We start from the raw sequence: 18,525 nt of genomic DNA, 5'->3' as shown, positions 1-18,525 counted from the left end.
ATAATTCCTAAAATCCTGGGTCTTCTGTGTCGTAGCTCCAGGTGTTTTTGTAGGGTTGGGTGACGAAATTAAGGTCTGTGCAGCGAACCGATGGGTCGAAGTCTGCGAAGGTCGGCGGCGTATTACTGTTAGAGGTATCGACCAAGGTGTCCCAGGTTCGTACCTTCGGTAGGAGCGCACCCCAATCAATACCCATGCGCGAGAAGTTCTCTTGTAAATCCCAGCCGGTTTCCGAGTAGCCGATAGTCCCGCCAATGCGCTCATATAGGGGTATGTAGCGGCTGAGATTGCCGTGAATCGATCCAGCTAGATAAGTGTCCCAATACCCACCGACGGGCTTTAGATGAGCGAGCATATGACGCTCATTAAGAAAAGCGCCGTCCTGCACATGCCAAGTGGCATTCTCTAGAATCCAGTTATCACCCTGAGCTTCAAGAGCCTTTCGATAGGTGTTACCTAGAGCTTCCTGATTCAGCTCAAGCACAGACGAAGAGGCGTAGGTACGTGAGCCAATATTCGCCGAACCAGGCATATTTACCGGAGCAACATAGACTTGCGGATCGTTAGAAAAGCTAGACCAGGAACTTGCTTGCACCTGTGTTACAGCGTCGTCCTGGGAGCGACTCAGCACACCGGATGACTCATAATCTGCGGCTTCGGAGTACTGCCAAGTGTTAATGACGTTGATCGTAGAGGGACGAATCGCTTTTACTTTTCCGTCCGCTGGGCTTTTCCAGAGGGCTATCCCGACGGTGTATTTGGCTGTGGGGATATCGAAGTCTCGGAGTGAATTGTCCTTAGCGTCGAAATAGATTCTGCGGGGTACGGACTCATACATCTGCGTAATCATGTCCAGCACGGATGTGTTGGCTGAAACTGGTTTTACTCTTGTGGAACTACCTAACGCAGTTGTGTCAAAGCTCAGATAACCGGCGGGAATCATACCCCGAATACGCACGGCTCGGGCATCTGAGGTCTCATAGGCGATAGCCGCTGACGTGAAATAGTTGCCGAGTGAGCCGAGACGATCCAGGGCTGAGATTGTCACGAAGTAACCTTGCTGGTTGGCTGCCTCAGTGCCAATATTGCGAGGCGTCATGGTGACGTTCGTGATGTTCCCTCGCCAGATAATACGGTTTCCGGTTTCCCAGCGAATGCCGATCTCTAGCTGAGCGCCGGGTAGATCTCGCTCGGTCGTCCAACTACCTGTTGGGTCGAGCAATCGGATGTTGGCTCGGGATGGTGAGGGTGAATCAAGGGGCTTGTCAGCACCCCAGTCGATACCGAAGTCGCGCAGAGCGAGGACGGTTCCGTTGTCGGCCGCGAGGGATGCGGGAATCTCGTTGCCATTAATCAGGAAGTACGGTTTTGGATGAAGAACCATTAGAAACCACCCCCGGCAGGGTTAGCACCGATAGAGCGGAAGTAGGTTTTCTGTGCCTCTATCACGGCTTTGCCTACAGCTTGCGGGTCGTAAGCATTATTAGCCTCGATAGTGATGCTGTAGTTGTTAGAGACAATGGTTGGAGCTGCTGAGCTGCCCACTGTTAGTGAAGGTGTTAATAGGAAGCCGGAGCCACCGACTCCCGCAGGACCAGCAAGGGCGTGCTGCATTGTCGCGGTTACACCGAAACTCGCACCGCCGTGTCCGGAGAGGAAATTTCCGACAGCTCCAACAGCATCTCCGATGCCGTCGAAGATGGATTTGATCCAAGCTGCCGTGTTTCGGGCTGCATCAATTAATCCGTTAAAGAAGCCTTTTATACCGTCAATGATTGCGCCGACGAAGCTAGATATCGCGTTCCAGGCGGCGTTCCAGACGGTTGACATTGCGGTGGTAATGACGGTCCAAACCGCAATTATTGTTCGGATCACGGCTACGACCGTGGCGATATAGTTGCGGACGATGCTAACCACGAAATTCCAGACAGCTGACCAAGCTGCCTGGATAACAGCGATAGTACTATTCCAGCTATCCGAGATCGCTTTGAAGACTGCCAGGATCACGACAGCGGAGGCTTGGATAGCCGAGCCGATGAAATCGGTCATAGCTTTCCAGGCGTCCTGAAAAAAAGTTGTCTGCGTCGCCAAGTAGACGATCCCGGCGACAAGTCCGGCTACCAGGGTAATGATCAAACCAATTGGGTTCGCTGCTAGAGCAATGTTCAAGATTGCCTGTGCCACTGCCCAAAGCTTGATTGCTCCGACGACTACACCGATAGTTACTGCTAGGGCTGTGAAGGCTTGAGCATTATCTGAAATAAAGCTCAGGAATGGCGTCAGAATGTTAGCTGCGGTTTGTACAACGCCGACTAGCCCCCCAAAGGCACCCTTGTTTTTTACAATGACGTTGCTAAGCGTGGTTAGAACTGCTCCGGCTAGCTCGCCTGCAATTCGCATGATCTGGGCGAAGGGTGGTGCAAGAGTCTGGAGTGCCTGAGCAACGGGTCCAAGTGCTTGGCTGAGACCGGCGAAGGCATCCGATGCACCCTGAAAGAGGGTTGTTAGGAAGCCCTGAAAAGCTGGAAGATTGATGAGGTCGGCAATCGTTTTCAATCCGTTGGCGAATCCGCCAAGAGTCAACCCGCCTACAGCGTTCGCCGCGTCGTAAATGCCTTTCAAAGAACTGCCGACGCTGACAATTATTGACCCTAGGTTCTTGAGTGCGGTAATACCACCCTCAAGCCATTGGGTTAGCTCGCCTGATTTGGCGGCGTACTGGATAAAGCCGTTGAAGCTAGTAGCAACGTTGGCGACCCAGCTACCTAACCTTGGTAGAACTGTGGAGCCGACTTCACCAAGGGTCACGAAGGAGGCAACAAGGGGTTGAACTGCACCTTTGGCTAGGTCAATTCCTTGCGCAAGGCGGGAGAACATCACACCAATATTTGAGGAAGCTGCAACGTTTTTGATGCTCGTAGCGAGCTGACCAAAAACTGAACCTAGCGAGGTGGCAACGTTGTTCAGTCCGCCACGGAGACGGGGGAGCAGATCGCCGACCATTGATTTGATCGGGGTGGCTGCTTGCGCCCAAAAGTTCGCTGAGATTGACTTTTGTACGTCCTGGAAAGCTGGTGCCAATGACGCCAACACGGTCTTTGCGTCCTTGAGGGCTGCAAACAGAACACCGCCAGCAATCGCCATGCTTGTAAAGAGAGCCGGGATCGCCACCCCTAGCCCTGCCAGTTGGGTTAGGGAACCTGCCAAAGTAGTCGCATTTTTAGCGGCTACTAGTAAACCTGCTGATGCTGCGGTGAATTTTGTGAATGCTCTAGCTGAGCGTGAGAAACTGGCAATCGCGTCAGAAGAATTTTTAAGGGCACGTCGAAGATCACGATTATCGCCAACGATTTTGACTGATAAAATTGAACTTTTTGCTGACATGATTTTTCTTTCTTTCTTACTTACGTTTTTTGAGTTGCTTTTGGTTCTCTTCGTATTCCTCTTGGATGATTTGGAAGTAGCATTCGATAATCTCGTCATCCTCCTGGAGGAGGATTGATACTGGTGTATTCATACGTAGGGATAGAGCGCAGAGCTGGTATGTGTATGAATTACGCGGAAATTTCATCGTCTGTTTCTTTTGGAGCATCTGAGCTAAGAGCTTCGATGGAGTCGCAGAACTTGGTGAAATCAGTGTTTGTTGGGATTCCACCGGTCCGAATCAATGCACAATAAATTAAGACTGCTGATCCTTCGATGGAATCATTGGTGATCGCTGCGAGTCCTGTTTTACGGGCTAGATGTTCAGCCCTGATCATGTCCGCGAAAATTGGTTTGATCGATAGTTCTTTGCCGTCTATTAGAAGAAGTTCAAAAGTGGGAAAAGTGTTGACTGGCATTATTTTTCTTTCGTTAGTGTTGGCTATTTTCCGTGTATTATTTTGAGAATCTTGTTGATTCCCTCGAAATATTGCGGTGCCCAAAATGGCTCTGAGTCGTGCACTGCGTTGACGAGCCAAGGTTGTGGTTTTACATCCCAGAGCTTGCCGATACGGCTGTGGAATCCGGCTGGTGTGCCCCAGTGGATTGCCCCGGCATAAGGTGTTCGCAGGTTGCCGAATCGGATGTAGGCGGCTGTTGCTGTGCCTGAGGATCGACCAGTAGAAACAAGTGCACCGGTTTCGTTTGGTGTGGAGAAAAGAGCGAAGGGGAGAGCCTCAGCGGCAATCTTTTTGTGAAGAGCTTTCAGGTCTTCAAGATCACCGGCAGCCTCCTTCAAAGAGGCTCGAAGCTCTCTCGCCCCTTCGACCTTTATTCCAATATTGGCGACCATTTAGGCGATTGGTGCAAAGGTTGGAGTGCCTAGAATGGTGAACTCGAAGTCGGTTTCTACCGGGGTGTTGTTGTCTTCAACGTCGCCGCCGATTTGGGCGACCGGTTGCATAACAAGCTGCCCGGTAATTTTTTTACCGTTACTGGTGCTAGGCACGAACTCGAAATTTACTGTTGTACCTGCTGCGGTGTAGCTGTATTCAACGATTGAATTAGGCTGTCCGAAATCTTGTAACAGAGTGCCGGTTAGTTTCGAATCGTACGATGTTCCACCGACAATTTGCTCGCCGCTAAGGACGTGGATTTTCTCGCCGGTATTGGTCTCGGTCTCTACTTGGCATGAGCGTACTTGTGAGGACCAGTTCTGGTAGCTGCCGCTAGGACCGATATTTAAGGTTCCAAGCATTGTGACTTTTTTTATAGTCATGGTTTTTAATCTTTCGTTACTGTGAAATATAGGGAAGTTTTCAGGGCAGGGTAATGTCCTTGAGTGAGGGGAAGGGTTATGGCTTCGACCGAGCGGATGTCGTTAAAAGCGATAAGCTTTTCAAAGAGTGCATCTAACGCTTTTAGCGCTTCATCAGTGCTTTTATGAGCAACTATTAAATACACGTCGCAGGTCAAACCTGTTGCGTCAGCACCTAGACGATCAAATGCATAACTCGCGGGAAGAATCAGAGCACAAGGGGTATCGACTTTTGACGGATCGGATACTGCGTGGATTCCGTTATCTTTAAAAAGAGAAACGACTTCTTCCATAGCCTGGGCGATCATACGATCACAGGCTTACGGTAGTCTCCGAGATGCAGAAGCATGTCTACTTGTTGATCCCAGCGAGGAATATATGTAGGTCCTGTTTCGCCAAAATTGTTGACGCCGCTAGGCTGAGACTTGCGGGCGTAAAGCTTTCCAGCAATCAAAAGCGCACCTAGTTTTGTTGTGCCCTTCCAAGTGCCGTCGGTCTCTTTATCGATGTTGGGTAGGCTGCCGACATATGTATTTACGGCGTCAGCAATCGCCGGAAGCGCGTCAACATTCTCCGGATTAATCTGAAACCAGTTCTGTATATCAGCAGCCGTCAACATGTTTAAAGTCCGGCTACGTTAGTGAATTTAAGAACGGCTTTTGGATCGTTCACTAACAGAGCGTTGGCTTTGATGAGCGCGATATCGTATGCGCCATTTGCGACAGCAACGGCGTTCAGACGAATGTCTTTGGACTCGTAGAATGTAAATGATTTTCTATCGCCAACGAGCATTGTTTTAGCTGGCAAGTAGTCACCAACACGGAAGCTAACACCTGCTGTAGCACGGGTGTTCGCTAGGTCTACAGTGGCTCCGCCAAGGTTGAACCAGAACGGAACGTCAGCGGTTTTCGCGTTGACCAAGGTTGTGTAAATGTCGCTGGATACAACGACAAAATCCAGGTTCGCGCTGATGCCGCGTAGAGTTTGGGCTGCTTTGTCAACCGCGTTCACAATGGTGAAGGCACCGGTAGCAGCAACTGCCTCAGTGGACAATGAGGTGAAGACTTTGGTTTCAGACTTAGTTAGGTAATCTTCTACGGCGCTTTCGTAGAGATCGCCGATAATATCATCGGAACCGAACCACAAATATTCGCCTGGCACGCGAACTGCACCAGCCATTAGCTTGGCCTCAGCAGAAACAAGTGAATTAGTGTAGGTGCCGCCTGAAGGGATTTCTGTTGCGTTTCCCTCCCAGTCAGCTACGCTCATTTGACGCTCTTTGCGTGTACCAGTAACAAGTAAGCTTGTTAATTCTTTGTTTTCTACAGAGTCAGTGATCGGGCGGGACACAACTTTTTTAGATGACCAGATTTCACCGACTTCTTGTTTACCTAGGACGGCTGCACCAGGGGTAGTAATGTCAATTTGTGCTAACGCGAAGTTCGCGCCTTGTACGTCACCATTTTTTAGTGCAGTGAATACCGCTGGTGCTTGGTCTATAGGACCAGAGAATGAAGCTGCGGGAGCTTGTACGGGAGCAGAAACAACCTCAGTTGTCTCTGCTGGAGTTGTTTCGTTTTCCATTTGGATACTTTCGTTAGGTGCTGCATCTTCATCGAGTGAGAAGATTGCAGCTGATTTAAATGCAGGCTGAACCACGGCGGCACAACCGGTAAGAACTGCGGCAGAGATTTTGCCGAGTTGAACAATCGGGTCTTTGACCTCGACGGAGAAGGACTTTCTGAGCCCTTCTTGGATTTCTTGCAGCAAGTCGGTGCCTGCTGAAGTTTTTGCAATGCGGAAGGAAGCAAACAGTCCTTCGGCGCGCTCTTCTAGTGATGTGCAGGTGCCTACTGGGCGGTGAGCATCGTGCTCGATATTGAGCTTGATGCTCGCTGCATCAGCGGGAAGGGTTATTGAGCCGGCTGAAAACTCAGCGGCACCAGCTGAGCCGTAACCAGTCTCGCCAAAAGGCAGTATCAGACCAGAGATCGTACGATCTTCCTCAGAGAACTCGACGGTCTGTGGATCGAAAGAAAAGTTATAGGTGTTCATTTGGCTACCTCCTCGGCAGCGGGAGGGTTTTGGGCAGGGGTAAGCGGCTCTTGAAGCTCAGGGAGACCTTCGAGAACTCGGATTTCATTTGTGGTCATGAAGCCCGCACGCAACGCTGTTTCGTAGTTGCTGAAGCGGGTAGCTTGGTCGGGCTTCAATAGGTCGGCCGTGTTGAAGGAAACGGTCTGACCGTTAGGCAGATACAGGGAAAGGGCGCTTGTAATCGCGTTCATGAAGGGCTGAACTGCGCCTATCTGGTCAGAATTACGGCTAGCGGCATTCTGATAATTAAGGGACTGACCGGTGAGCGTTGCATCGACCAGGTGAGCTGAAAGATTCAGCAAACGAGCAATGGACACAGCCATTTGGTTCTTGCCCGCAATGAGCAGGGCGTCAGTGTCTCGACCAGGAAAATCAATCTCAAAATTGCTGTTTAGATAGGTGATTCCGTCTTGGCGACGAGCTTGGCGATAGTCAGAGAGGACTTGTAGAATTTCTTCCTTGTCAAGTTCATTTCCGGAAATATTTTTCAGAATGGTGTGAGGTGTTGGGTTGGAGCTGAACTCGGCTATGACCTTCTCAAGATTGCGTGCCCGGTTCAGAACTTGTCGTCCTTCGGTGAGGATTCCCTGAGTCAGACCATCGATGAAGATCACGTCATGAGGTGCTACGGGTTGCCCGAATGCGTGCGTTAACCAACCATCTTTGGTGGTTTCTTCGTTTCTTGGAATCCAGGTAATAAATGTGGGATAACCGGTGAAATCACGGGAATCTACACGCAAAAAGCAGTAGCCGTAGAAGATGAGCGAATCGACAATGTAGCCGATGGTCTGGAAATTTGAGTAGCCCTGAGAGAGCTGTCTGAGCAAAGAAGGTTGCGTGACTAGCGGATGCCCGGCTACGTCAAGAGCTTGTAGGGGTAGGGCTGTGATTGTGGATTTGATGACCTGTACGCCACGGTTAACGGCGTCTAGCTGGATAGCCTCAGCGCGAGTGAGGGGAGCATCATCGGAGCTAAATCCAAGTAGATTTGAAACTATTAGCTCTTCAAGAGGGGACTGCCAAGGGCTGGAATAGGCTGGAGCAGACTTGTGCTCAACTGCCTTCTGACGCTTGGCGAAAATACCCAATATGACTCCATGACAAATACGCTTATATGATTTGTCATTTCGTCTTTACTTCTTTTGGAAAAGGTGCCCGGCAGGATAGAGATCAGGAGGGAAAGAATCACCACCGGGCACCTCTGAAAGGAAATTGCAATGAAACGAATTTCACCAGAAGAAGCAATTTTAATTATATCATTTGTTTTTATAGGGTGTGCATTACTAATTTTTATCGTAAATGCTCTGATAACCACTTGCTGGAGCTTCTTGAAGTGCTTTAATTGCGACTGCTGCGGCAATTACTTCTGGCTCGGACTCATGTGAGAGCTTCCACGAATCGCCAAGCTTCGATGTCTTAGCAGTGGAGATAGCTCGCTGCATAGCTAGGTCACCGTCGAAGACGATTCGGTCCTGCTGATAAAGGCTCTTGAACGCTATAGAGGCAGTACCGTACTGCTTCGTACTCAGCAAATAAGTCTTCTTACCCTTGTGCGTCAGCTCATCGTTGACCGTTAGATTCTGCGGTGTGGGATCGGAAGCAAGTGTCTTGATTCGCTTAGTCGCATCGGACTGAAGTAGGGGAGTGAGCCATTCAGCGCCCTGACCGGATTTGATAATCTTGACTGCGAACTTGTCGTCTTCAGTTCTCCAGGCAGCTACTAGGGCGCTCCTTTCCCGGTCAGATCGAATCTCGTAAGCCAGCACCACATCACGACGGCGGGCAGGAGAACTCTGGGACGAGCTGTCCTTAAAATGACGCAGAGGTAGTAGCTCATCCTTAGTTAAAGTGACGACATTGGCGAAGGCGCGTGTAAATTCGCCCTCGGTTAGCTGCTCTCTAGCGGCAAGGATGGTGTCATAACTGATACGACCAGAGGCTAATCCGGGATGGAAATCCCAGGAAGCTCTGTCATCAATGCTGAGAGAATCCGCCATGCTCCATTCTGTGAAGCAGACTGAAGAGTCTGGCTCTTCAAGTGAATCCTGACCACGCTTCAGCTGCTTGTTAAGAAAGTGTGACTCGGCTGTGCCCTTCGTTGAGCAGATAACCAGCTGCGCTGTGTCAGCGTAGTTGGACATTGCCGGTGTTAGGTTACCGAGAAGACCGTTAGCCTGCTCCTCGGTGTAATCAAAAACCTCGTCAAGCACCACTAGACCGGAGAGGGATAGACCGTGTGCATTTGGATCGGGCGGGATAGGTCTAACTCGTGAATTATTGCGGAGCTTCAACCCAGGGTCCATATGAGATTTACGGGATTCGCCATAACCACCTAGGGCGGAACGTTCAAAATCAGTGCCCAGCTCAGCAACGATTACTCTCCAAGAATCCTTGTAGGTCTGGCAGGTGTAAACGCTTTGCGCCTTCTTCTGCTGCAAAGACCGAGCAAGCAGCAGTAGTTTGAGAAGGAAGGTTTTACCCGTCTGGCGGGAGATGGTGAGGATGATCGTTTTGAAACGATAGGTGCCTAGGGCTGTTCTCTCAGTAATTAATCGGACCCAGAATCTCTGCCAGGGGAGCAGCTCGACGCCCAAGACTCGGGCAACTTTTTCGACGGCGGGCAGGTCAGAGCGTGCCCCTGCTGTGATTCGGGAGGAGAACTTAGGTACTGCGGTACCCAGCATGGCAAGCCAGGCTTCATGCGTGTCCTCGGTGGGACTAGTTATCACTGAGTGAATCTACAAAATCTTGTAACTCGTCGGCAGGCTTCTCAGGAACTTTAGGCAGGCTGTCGAAGACCGCTCGAATCTGGACAGCGACGTTAGCGCTTTGAGATAGATTCGTAGCTTTAGGAAGCTGCTCAACCAAATACTCAAGCAGGGCAACCTTACCTGCGTGCTCATCTGTCAATAAGCCCTCATCAGTGAGGAATTTGATTGTTCGAGTTGTTTCTAATTCGAGTTTGGATTTATCTGCCATAGTTAGCCTAAATAATAGATATGTTTACCTCTATTTTAACGTACAATTTCGCACCTATGACGAAAGGAAGAATTTCAAAAGTTTTGAGAAGCCCAGAAAATAAATCGACTTGGCGCGGGCTGTCAGGCAGGTTTTGCACAGAAAAAACCGCCCCTGACCTGCGGTTATATCTATTCATTTCAGCGCATATTTATTGAATATTATTCCACCAAGACAAGTTGTTCGAGTAATGAGATCGAAAGGTCTCAATCGACCTGTTGCCCCTGGAGAAGTTGCAAGACTTGTGACTGATTCGAAGGTTATCTAGATCATGCGACAGTTCGGGAGCAGTTGATCTCGGGATGAGGTGTTCAACGCTTAGCTCATCAGGTGCGCACGGCTCTCCGCAGAGCACGCAGAGATTGCCATGCTCAGCGAGCAGTACAGGCAGATATTTCTTGGTGTCGTTGCCGGACCATGCACTCATAGTGCCCCCTCAATCAGGGGCACGGGATCAACGAAACATAGGTAGGGTCCACTGAAATCAAGGGGCACGGGCATAACCGAGAAGTGTAGATGAGCACCGGTTGTAAGCCCTGTATCGCCACAGAGACCTATGAGTTGACCGGCAGTCACCTGATCATCCTTAGTGCAGTGCAGCTCGCTCAGATGGCAGTACATTGTTAGGTAGCTACCGTGATGCAGGATCACTGATAGACCGCCTTGAGAGCCTACTAGGGGCTCTTCGGCACCGTCCCCTGAGAACCACACTTTCCCGTCCGCAGCGGCAAGCACAGGGCTGGAATAGGGCACTGCAAAGTCGATGCCGTAATGCTTTGAATTATATTGAGCGTAGGTCTGTCGATAACGCTCATCATCAAAGTTCTGAGTTATCTCGACATCGCCGTGGAATGGTTTTATAAATTTCATGATTAACCTAATTCATGCTATAATTAGTAGGTAATCAATTAACTATTGATAGCATTAAAAATATATCGAAATTGTCATTTCGGATCATCCCTCTAGTAACCGCTAGGGGGATTTTCTTTACCCCAGAGGTCCGTCACCATCGGTTTCAGCTTCTTGGGGCTTGTCGTGCGGCAATTTTGATTCATCAGTATCTTGAATGGTCTTTTTCGTGACTCTAGTAGCTAGCCATGCCATTACCACTCTATAAACAAGAAAGAGGATGGTAATGAATACCACCCACTCGCTTGGTATGACACTGAGAATCGAATTTAAGGAGTCCATCTGGATTCCTTTCTCAAGTGCCAGTATTACTATTCAATTATACCTTACTGTCTTTTAGATACTGTTTCCCTCAGCTCTACTGAGAGGCGTTTTAAGCGCCTCAAATGCCATGCACCGATCAGGGCTAAGGTGAGGAAGAATAAGCCGCTCATTAGTGCCCCCTAGGTATGTGAGTACAACCTTCAGGGTTGGTTGTTACACAGTTGTAGCAAGTCTTCACCCAGTAGTAGTTGTAGAGCAGATCGTCACCTCGTGGACCGTCGGGTAGTTTTTGATAATCTACCCAGGTAGGTTCTAGCTTCACTCCGATGTAGCCGATGTATCCTCTAGGTCGATATTTTTCGTCGTCATAGGTGAATTCGGGGAATTCGGGAAATCTTGGATCGAAGGGTCTTGTTTTCATAGTTCATTCCTTTGGTAGTTGTTTTTTGGAATGTCACTACGTCATTGCGTCGTTTTTTGTATCTCACCATTGACTGGCTGCACTGATGCACACACCTAAAGGTGTGTGTGCAGGTGCAGCAGCCAATCTTATGGCTGCACAGTGGCTGCATTTGGCTGCACACTAGGTAATGGTGCAGTCGAATAGTGGGGGTGGTATGTAGTCCCTCCTTTGATCAAAACCCCTGAGTTTACAAGGGATTTGAGGCGTGCAGCTACTTTGTTGCGGTTCATATTTAGGCTCTCCGAAATTTTGGCTGCACTGTAGTCACCTGCCATCACTCGTGCAGCCACAGCTTGTTCCTCTTCAGCAACCTTTTGTGCAGCCAAATCATTCGCTGAGGCAACGTTTTTCAACACGTCAAGGAATACGCTTCTACCGCTGCCGCCCTGGATATCCACATGTTCGATATTGAACAGGATTGGTTGCTGAGGCTTCGCCATGCCCTTGACTTTTTCGAAGTGCAGTTCTCGCTGCCCACCTTCATTCCTAAGCCCTAGCACAACATCCATCACGCCGAATTGAGCGCTAGCTCCACGTCCTCGGCTCTTGTCATGCCCGGTGTGGTGCACCAAGATCGTCAAAGTATTTGAAGAGTCAGACCAAGCTTTTAGCGTGGTCAGCACCTCCATGAGATCCACATTTGAGTTCTCGTCAATGCCTGCAAGAACATTGATCTGAGGATCAATGACAACCAGGGCAATATCTTCTTGTCCCGCTAGTTGCTGCATTTCTTGTACAAGGCGGCTCATTCCGTGTTTTGTTGAGTCTTTCTCAGCTGAGAGGATCAATCGGTCTGCTTCGCCGCCGTCTAGGACGTGCAGCCTTGTAAGGTCTGCGCCGGGGTGTACTTCTAGCCAGCCTTCTACTGCATCCCAGAAGACTTGCCCGCCTTCGGCTGCGACATAGACTACGTGTTGCGGACCTTGGGTTTCTAGCGGCTGTCCCATCCACTCATCTATTCCGGCGCAGACGCTGAGAGCTAGATCAACGGCTACAAAGCTTTTTCCGGTGTAGCTAGGACCGTACAACTGTCCCAGCCCTCTACGAGGCATGTACCCCTTAATAAGAGCTTGCTCAGGTTTACGATGTTTGAGCCAGTCCACACCTTTTAGACGGTTGGGGTAGTCCCGCCAGTAGGCATCTTCTGCTGTTTGCTCTGCTGCGAGAATCGCTAGTTCTTCGGCTTCTTGCTGGTCTTCTAGGCTCATCACTTACTCTCTCCTGCCTCTAGGACGGAGAGCTTCAATCGAGCTTCTGCTAGGCGCTGTGCGTGGTTCTGTATTTCCTTATAGTGGCGTGTCTTCATACGCTCCGCGCCGGTCTCCAAATGGCTAACTACGAGCCTTGCTCTTTGCAGTTCAGACCATTTTCCCCTAGGTTCTCTAGTTGTTTCTTTCATTGCTTTTCCTATTGATAGTAAATGATTTTTCGCATATATCTATTATATCAGATAAAAACAATAGGTTGCATTGTTATATTACTTTATGAATTATTTTAGTCTAAATGTTTTTGATACGAAAAAACCCCCAAGTCCGAAGACTGGGGGTTAATTTCGATTACTACTACTCACAAGTATGGGTTCGTATGACTTTGACTTCAATCTGAGGCTGATCTTGTCCTTCAAGGTGTGAAATCTCCCAACGCTTACCTAGTGATAGTTGCTTTTTTGAGAATCCGAGCGTGTAGCCCCCGCCGTAATTTTTTTCTCCATGTGTTATGACCAAAGCCATTAATAATTCGTCAGCTGTATACTGGCTATCTTCCATTATTTTTACCATTCTCTAGTTTCTTGACTTCCTGTTTTAGCTTTTTGATTTTCCTGCGCCTCGTGTGCATCTCTGTGTTCATATTCCAGAGTCTTTGTTGAGCATATGTTGCGTTGCGTCCTCCGCAGAACATCTCTATATCTCTAAAGGACTTCATGTAATGCTCTATGAGAATATTTGACCCCTCATTCTCAATCTCAAGATGTTCTATCTCAGTTTTCTTTGAATTGATAGCTCGGTCCTGCTCGGTCTTAATGTATGTCATCATTTTCCTTTCATTAGTTATCTAGTATGAATTGGGCATAAAAATACCCCCAAAGCATTCGCCTTGAGGGTTGATGACTAACGTTTTACTGTCGCTCTTCGAACTCTTTCTGTTGAATGTCTTTGTGGAACACGACTTTACCTTAGTGGAGTCGAATTGTCAATACTTAGTTGAGATTATCTAAATGGTACTGCATATCTACTGTCAAATCTTCGTGCGGGTTAGTGTATTTGAGCACTTTGCCTATTAATGCTGAACGTGCCTGTTTTATTTTTTTAGTGGCTAGCTCATCCGCTTGTTGCGCTGAAATAGCAATAGCTCGGCGAATCTTCCACGAGTTCGGTTCGAACAGTACAAAAACTGCTACATCAAATTCAAAAGAGCTGAATGCTCCAAATGGTTTTGAGCTGCCCTCTACCCGACGACACTTCACCTGCACCCTTCTCCCTCGTCCATCTATGAGATCGTAAGCGTCTTTAGATAGCCTAGAGAGGTTTCCTCCAAGGGTCTTCCAGGTCAAATACTCTGCAAGGTCTGCGGCAGGATTATTCCGTGTGCGGATGATTTTTCGGCGCGTTAGCTCATCCAGGATGGCATCGTAAGCGCGTAAAAGATCAGAAGAGGGCGAATCGCTAAAGTTCAAGCTGCTCTCCTCTTCCTCTCGTAGTTGCATTGTGTGGCCAAATAGTTTATCATACGGTGCATTTTAAGTCAATGGTGGGGGAGGTGTATACCCCTCCATGAAGTCCCTACCTTCGCGCCGCCCCTTGGAAACCTGTGGTTTCATTGCCTCCAGCTCAGCCTTAGACCACCGGCAAGCAAGCTCCTTGCCCAACTCCGTATACTCATACCTCACTCGGTCAACACTGAACCGTTTGCCCTGCCCCGCCCTGGAGACGTTCACAGCTTGGAAAAGCGATTTCAGTAGGTCTCTGCGTGACTTTAAATTCACTTCTCGCCAACCCGCCAGGTTCCGCTCTATATTGCTTTGCTCAGGGTCGAGTACCGAGAAGGCTGGAAAAATTGAGGTTCGCAAGTCCTCGTTGATCTTGAAAATTTCTGCGTCAAGCTCAGCAACTCTCTTGGAATGCTCAGTCTCTCGCATAGCAATAACCGAAGGTCTCAGCCCTGCCTCAGCGGCTTCTCGAACCCAGGTGTCATGTGCTGTCTGAGATACCCGCTTCTCATCCATCAGAGCCGATAGATTCTGGGAGGCTTCCTCTGACTGAGCTGTCAGGTCATCATGGTGCATCAGCAGATTGAGTGCGTGCAGAGCGACAGTGTTTTCTAGAGGCTCAGCGACGGTAGATTGATGCTTCGGAGTCGGACACTTATAAGCCTTGGTGTTGGACTTTCCGCCTCGGTATGAGACCACCATTCCTCGCCCACAATCGCCACATCTGACGATGCTAGTTAATAGGTGTGTGTCAGCTCGGCTCGTCGAGACTCCGCGTTTACCTGTTCGCTTGCTAGCGATTAGGTTTTGAAGCTGGTTGAAAGTCTCTTCATCAAGTAGGGGAATCCAGTCTTTGAGTGGATATCTGGTGCCGTCGTAGTCTTGGTAGCCAATCAATCGGGGACGTTGAAAAAACATATTGACTGTCCCGCTAGTCCATTCGCGCCCGCCTTGCTTGCCGGTAGCTGGCGTGATTAAGCCTGCTGCGTTCCAGATTTTCGCTGTCTCATAGAAGCTCTGTTCGCCACTGGCAATCTTCTTTGCTGCCTCTATAACTGCGCTGGCTTCTGGCTCGATCCAGTTACCTTTGCGGTCTTGTCCGAAGGGGCGGATCGAACCCCTATATTTACCAGCCTTCGCGTCCCTGAGCGTGGCAAGCTTCTGGAACTCAGATTTCTTCTCACCTTCGGCAGCGTCAATCACAGATCGAATAAGGGTGAGCATTGTGGCGTCAGCGGACGAAAAATCGACCAACCCGCCGTCCGTTAAGTAGCCGGTGACCTTCGCGGTCTTGAGCCTTAGCGTGTCCATCACGTCACGCGATAGCCGAGAGCCACGGTAAGCAACCACGATCTTAGGGGCATCAATTAAGAGCTGTTCGAACTTCGGGCGTGGTGCACCAGAGGTAGCTGAAATATCATTCTCGGCATAGATTTTTCCTATAGTCCAGCCCTTAGACAGTATGAAGTCCTTGCACTCGGCTATCTGGGCTTCAACGGTTTTGCCTTCTTCGTCGGTGCCGAGGCGCTTGTCTTGGCTGAGGCGAGCATAGATCGCTGCGGTTGTCATACAACAAGGGTATCTAAATATATCAACTTGGGTGATGGTGACCTTGATGTCCGCGGTGCTAGTGGCTGCGTTGCTGGCCATCGCGGCTCCGGCGCTCACCAATATGTTCAATGACGCGATGAGTCAGGTTGGAAAGTAGCCGGTCCGCTGGCTGCTCCGTGCCTGAGATGAGGAAACCGCTGCCGTTTGAGTCAGATGCTCGTGCGGTTTCTCAGCGCGGCTCGGCAGTGGTTGATTTCGTCTTGGTGGGTGCCCTGCTCACCCTGATTTTCCTCTCCGTGCTGCAATTAGCTCTGATTCTTCATGTACGCAACACCTTGATCGACGCCGCTGCTTCAGGAGCCCGGTTTGGCACCCTGGCTGACCGCTCACCCGAGGAAGCTGTGAACAGGACCAAGGCGCTCATCGATGCCTCGCTCAATCCGACTTTCTCGCAGCAGATCAGCTATTCGGAGCAAGAGCTGAACGGAGTGGATACTCTCACCATCACCGTCCGAGCTCCCTTTCCGGTGATCGGATTTCTGGGTCTTGAGCAGAGCCTGGAGGTGACAGGGCATGCGGTCGTTCAGCGATAATCTCTCCGCCGAGACAAATCTCCCCGCTGAGACAAATTTCCCCGTTGAGACAGCGCTCTCCCCTCCAGTCCCGGGCAAAAAACCTCCGCAGAAGCCGCAGAAGCCGCAGAAGCCACAGAGGCCGCAACAGCGGCTGGGCCGGGAATCCGAGCGGGGGAGCGCTGTGCTGGAATTCATCTTTCTCGCCACCATCCTGCTGATCCCGGTGAGCTATCTCATCCTCACCCTGGGACAGTTGCAAGGCGGGGCATACGCCGTGACCGGAGCAGCCGATCAGGCGGCAAAGGTCTATGTCTCCGCTGATTCCCTCGCCGAAGCGCAATTCACCGCCGAGCAAGTCGTGGCCATCGCGGTCAAGGACTACGGCTTCGAACCGGAGTCCGCGCAGCTCACCATCAGCTGTTCCGAGGATCCTTGTCTGACCGCTGGCTCAACGGTGACCGTTGCCATTCAACTCGAGGTGCCGCTACCTTTGCTGCCGGTTTTGCCCGTGGGACATGCCACGGTCTCGGTAGTGCGAGCTGAATCCAGCCAAGTGGTCAGCAGGTTCAGATGATCGAGCCCCAGCGCAGTGAGGAAAGCGGGCAGATCATGGTCTTGGTGATCGGCTACGTTCTGCTGACCCTGCTGGTGGTCTGCGTGGTGACCGCGGTATCCGCCGTGTACCTGGAAGCCAAAAGGCTGCTCTCGCTTGCGGATAGTACTGCGGCAGTTGCCGTTGAAGGAACTCAGCTGACTTCGGACGGCGCTGCGCCACACCTGAGATTGGACAATGCGATGGTCACGGCTGCTGCTGAGCTCTATCTCGAGCGCGCCGAGGTGTCCGAACGCTTCGACCAGCTGGAAATCTCGACTCTGACCGGCAGCCCGGATGGTCGGAGCGCACGGGTGGTGCTGACTGCCGTCGTGCATCCGCCGCTGATCAGTTTCCTGCTACCGGAAGGGATCCAGATCAGTGCGGAGAGCGTCTCCAGACCCCAGCTGAGCCGCTGAGCCAACCTGGCAGTGCTCGCTATGCCATAAGCTAGGTGATCATGGCAGATATAGATTTTCCGGCAGAGATCCGCACCTTGCGTGCCACCTACGAATCCATCGAGCGGGTGGTTGATGCTGCGTCGTTGCGCGCGGAAATCGAACAACTCTCCGCTGATGCCGGGGTGCCTGACCTCTGGGACGATCCGGCGAAGGCCCAGAAAGTCACCTCTAGGCTTTCGCACGCCCAATCGAAGCTCGAGCGACTGGAAACCTTGGAATCCCGGATCGACGACCTCGAAGTCCTGGTCGAGCTCGCCGAAGGGGAAAGCGACAGCGACGCGCTAGAGGACGCAGGTAAAGAACTCAAAACGCTGCGTAAGTCATTGCAGGAACTCGAGGTCACCACCTTGCTCGCGGGGGAGTACGACGAACGCGAGGCCGTCGTCACCATCCGCTCCGGCGCGGGTGGCGTGGATGCCGCAGATTTCGCGGAGATGTTGCTCCGGATGTATCTGCGCTGGGCGGAGCGTCACGGTTACCCAACCCAGGTTTTGGACACGTCCTACGCCGAAGAGGCAGGACTGAAATCTGCCACCTTCGAAGTGAAAGCCCCCTATGCTTTCGGCACGCTGAGCGTGGAGGCAGGCACTCACCGCCTGGTGCGGATCAGTCCCTTCGACAACCAGGGCCGCCGGCAGACATCTTTCGCGGCGGTTGAAGTGATTCCGCTGATCGAGCAAACCGACAGCATCGAGATTCCGGAGAACGACATCCGGGTCGATGTCTTCCGTTCCTCCGGCCCGGGTGGTCAATCGGTGAACACCACGGACTCCGCAGTGCGCCTCACCCACCTCCCCACCGGAACCGTGGTCTCGATGCAGAATGAGAAATCCCAGTTGCAGAACCGGGCCGCGGCGCTACGAGTCTTGCAATCCCGGCTGCTGCTGCTCAAAAAGCAGGAGGAGGACGCCGAGAAGAAGGCGCTCGCGGGCGACGTCAAAGCTTCCTGGGGCGATCAAATGCGCTCCTACGTGCTGAATCCCTACCAGATGGTGAAGGATCTGCGCACCGAGCATGAAGTCGGCAACACTTCTGGGGTGCTCGACGGGGAGATCGACGACTTCATCGACGCCGGGATCCGCTGGCGCGCGAATCAGCGGAACGCTGCGGAGTAGCCGGTTTCACGACCTCACCGTTTTTCAACGCC

General features: G+C 51.0%; 20 protein-coding genes. 4 read left to right on the top strand and 16 right to left on the bottom strand.

Going from position 1 to position 18,525, the window contains the following annotated elements; all coding sequences use genetic code 11:
- Nucleotides 1-7: 7 nt before the first annotated feature.
- From ABDK06_RS03170 to ABDK06_RS03095, 16 genes are all read right to left on the bottom strand, one after another.
- The gene (locus ABDK06_RS03170) at nt 8-1,384 is read right to left on the bottom strand and encodes a hypothetical protein (RefSeq protein WP_394938829.1); all 1,377 of its coding nucleotides are present in this window, start codon (nt 1,382-1,384) and stop codon (nt 8-10) included.
- Nucleotides 1,384-3,384, bottom strand: coding sequence for a phage tail protein (locus ABDK06_RS03165; protein ID WP_394938827.1), 2,001 nt, complete (start codon nt 3,382-3,384; stop codon nt 1,384-1,386). The genes ABDK06_RS03170 and ABDK06_RS03165 overlap by 1 nt, the downstream gene beginning before the upstream one ends.
- Nucleotides 3,385-3,554: 170 nt before the next feature.
- Entirely contained in the window at nt 3,555-3,842 is a 288-nt protein-coding gene (locus ABDK06_RS03160) for a hypothetical protein (protein ID WP_394938825.1), read from the bottom strand.
- 23 nt (nt 3,843-3,865) lie between these two features.
- On the bottom strand, nt 3,866-4,276 hold the full coding sequence (locus tag ABDK06_RS03155) for a hypothetical protein (RefSeq protein ID WP_394938823.1): 411 nt from the start codon (nt 4,274-4,276) through the stop codon (nt 3,866-3,868).
- Nucleotides 4,277-4,702 (bottom strand): hypothetical protein, encoded by a 426-nt coding sequence (locus ABDK06_RS03150; RefSeq protein ID WP_394938821.1) that lies wholly within the window; start codon nt 4,700-4,702, stop codon nt 4,277-4,279.
- 5 nt (nt 4,703-4,707) lie between these two features.
- A complete protein-coding gene (locus ABDK06_RS03145) occupies nt 4,708-5,049 on the bottom strand; it encodes a hypothetical protein (protein WP_394938819.1) in 342 nt (113 codons plus the stop codon).
- Complete coding sequence (locus ABDK06_RS03140) at nt 5,046-5,360, bottom strand: hypothetical protein (RefSeq protein ID WP_394938817.1); 315 nt, start codon at nt 5,358-5,360, stop codon at nt 5,046-5,048. Before ABDK06_RS03140 ends, ABDK06_RS03145 begins: the two co-directional genes overlap by 4 nt.
- Before the next feature lie 2 nt (nt 5,361-5,362).
- A complete protein-coding gene (locus ABDK06_RS03135) occupies nt 5,363-6,796 on the bottom strand; it encodes an HK97 family phage prohead protease (RefSeq protein WP_394938815.1) in 1,434 nt (477 codons plus the stop codon).
- Entirely contained in the window at nt 6,793-7,926 is a 1,134-nt protein-coding gene (locus ABDK06_RS03130; RefSeq protein ID WP_394938813.1) for a phage portal protein, read from the bottom strand. The genes ABDK06_RS03135 and ABDK06_RS03130 overlap by 4 nt, the downstream gene beginning before the upstream one ends.
- 195 nt (nt 7,927-8,121) lie before the next feature.
- Nucleotides 8,122-9,522 (bottom strand): hypothetical protein, encoded by a 1,401-nt coding sequence (locus ABDK06_RS03125; RefSeq protein ID WP_394938811.1) that lies wholly within the window; start codon nt 9,520-9,522, stop codon nt 8,122-8,124.
- Nucleotides 9,523-9,556: 34 nt separating this feature from the next.
- Complete coding sequence (locus tag ABDK06_RS03120; RefSeq protein WP_394938809.1) at nt 9,557-9,817, bottom strand: hypothetical protein; 261 nt, start codon at nt 9,815-9,817, stop codon at nt 9,557-9,559.
- Between the two features lie 190 nt (nt 9,818-10,007).
- Nucleotides 10,008-10,283: an HNH endonuclease gene (locus ABDK06_RS03115; RefSeq protein WP_394938807.1), complete on the bottom strand. Its 276-nt coding sequence runs from the start codon at nt 10,281-10,283 to the stop codon at nt 10,008-10,010.
- On the bottom strand, nt 10,280-10,726 hold the full coding sequence (locus ABDK06_RS03110; protein WP_394938805.1) for a M23 family metallopeptidase: 447 nt from the start codon (nt 10,724-10,726) through the stop codon (nt 10,280-10,282). The genes ABDK06_RS03115 and ABDK06_RS03110 overlap by 4 nt, the downstream gene beginning before the upstream one ends.
- An 852-nt stretch (nt 10,727-11,578) precedes the next feature.
- Nucleotides 11,579-12,700 (bottom strand): AAA family ATPase, encoded by a 1,122-nt coding sequence (locus ABDK06_RS03105; protein ID WP_394938803.1) that lies wholly within the window; start codon nt 12,698-12,700, stop codon nt 11,579-11,581.
- Nucleotides 12,701-13,689: 989 nt separating this feature from the next.
- A complete protein-coding gene (locus ABDK06_RS03100; protein ID WP_394938801.1) occupies nt 13,690-14,166 on the bottom strand; it encodes a hypothetical protein in 477 nt (158 codons plus the stop codon).
- A 63-nt stretch (nt 14,167-14,229) separates the two neighbouring features.
- Nucleotides 14,230-15,768: a recombinase family protein gene (locus tag ABDK06_RS03095; protein WP_394938799.1), complete on the bottom strand. Its 1,539-nt coding sequence runs from the start codon at nt 15,766-15,768 to the stop codon at nt 14,230-14,232.
- A gap of 167 nt (nt 15,769-15,935) precedes the next feature.
- On the opposite strand from ABDK06_RS03095, the gene ABDK06_RS03090 reads away from it, so the two are divergent.
- Genes ABDK06_RS03090 through prfB form a run of 4 tightly spaced genes read left to right on the top strand, consistent with a single transcriptional unit; the run spans nt 15,936 to nt 18,493 of the window.
- A complete protein-coding gene (locus tag ABDK06_RS03090; protein ID WP_394940785.1) occupies nt 15,936-16,343 on the top strand; it encodes a TadE family protein in 408 nt (135 codons plus the stop codon).
- Nucleotides 16,324-16,899 carry a hypothetical protein gene (locus ABDK06_RS03085; RefSeq protein WP_394938797.1) on the top strand — a complete coding sequence of 192 codons (576 nt, stop codon included), beginning with the start codon at nt 16,324-16,326 and terminating at the stop codon, nt 16,897-16,899. The genes ABDK06_RS03090 and ABDK06_RS03085 overlap by 20 nt, the downstream gene beginning before the upstream one ends.
- Nucleotides 16,896-17,336, top strand: a complete 441-nt coding sequence (locus ABDK06_RS03080; RefSeq protein WP_394938795.1) for a pilus assembly protein TadG-related protein — start codon at nt 16,896-16,898, stop codon at nt 17,334-17,336. Before ABDK06_RS03085 ends, ABDK06_RS03080 begins: the two co-directional genes overlap by 4 nt.
- A gap of 41 nt (nt 17,337-17,377) precedes the next feature.
- Nucleotides 17,378-18,493: a peptide chain release factor 2 gene (gene prfB, locus ABDK06_RS03075; protein ID WP_394938793.1), complete on the top strand. Its 1,116-nt coding sequence runs from the start codon at nt 17,378-17,380 to the stop codon at nt 18,491-18,493.
- Nucleotides 18,494-18,525 lie beyond the last annotated feature (32 nt).

It is taken from the genome of Psychromicrobium ferritrahens, assembly GCF_043789415.1.
Lineage (GTDB): Bacteria > Actinomycetota > Actinomycetes > Actinomycetales > Micrococcaceae > Renibacterium.
Note: the sequence above shows the minus strand (reverse complement) of the source record. Positions and strands in the feature narration are given on the sequence as shown.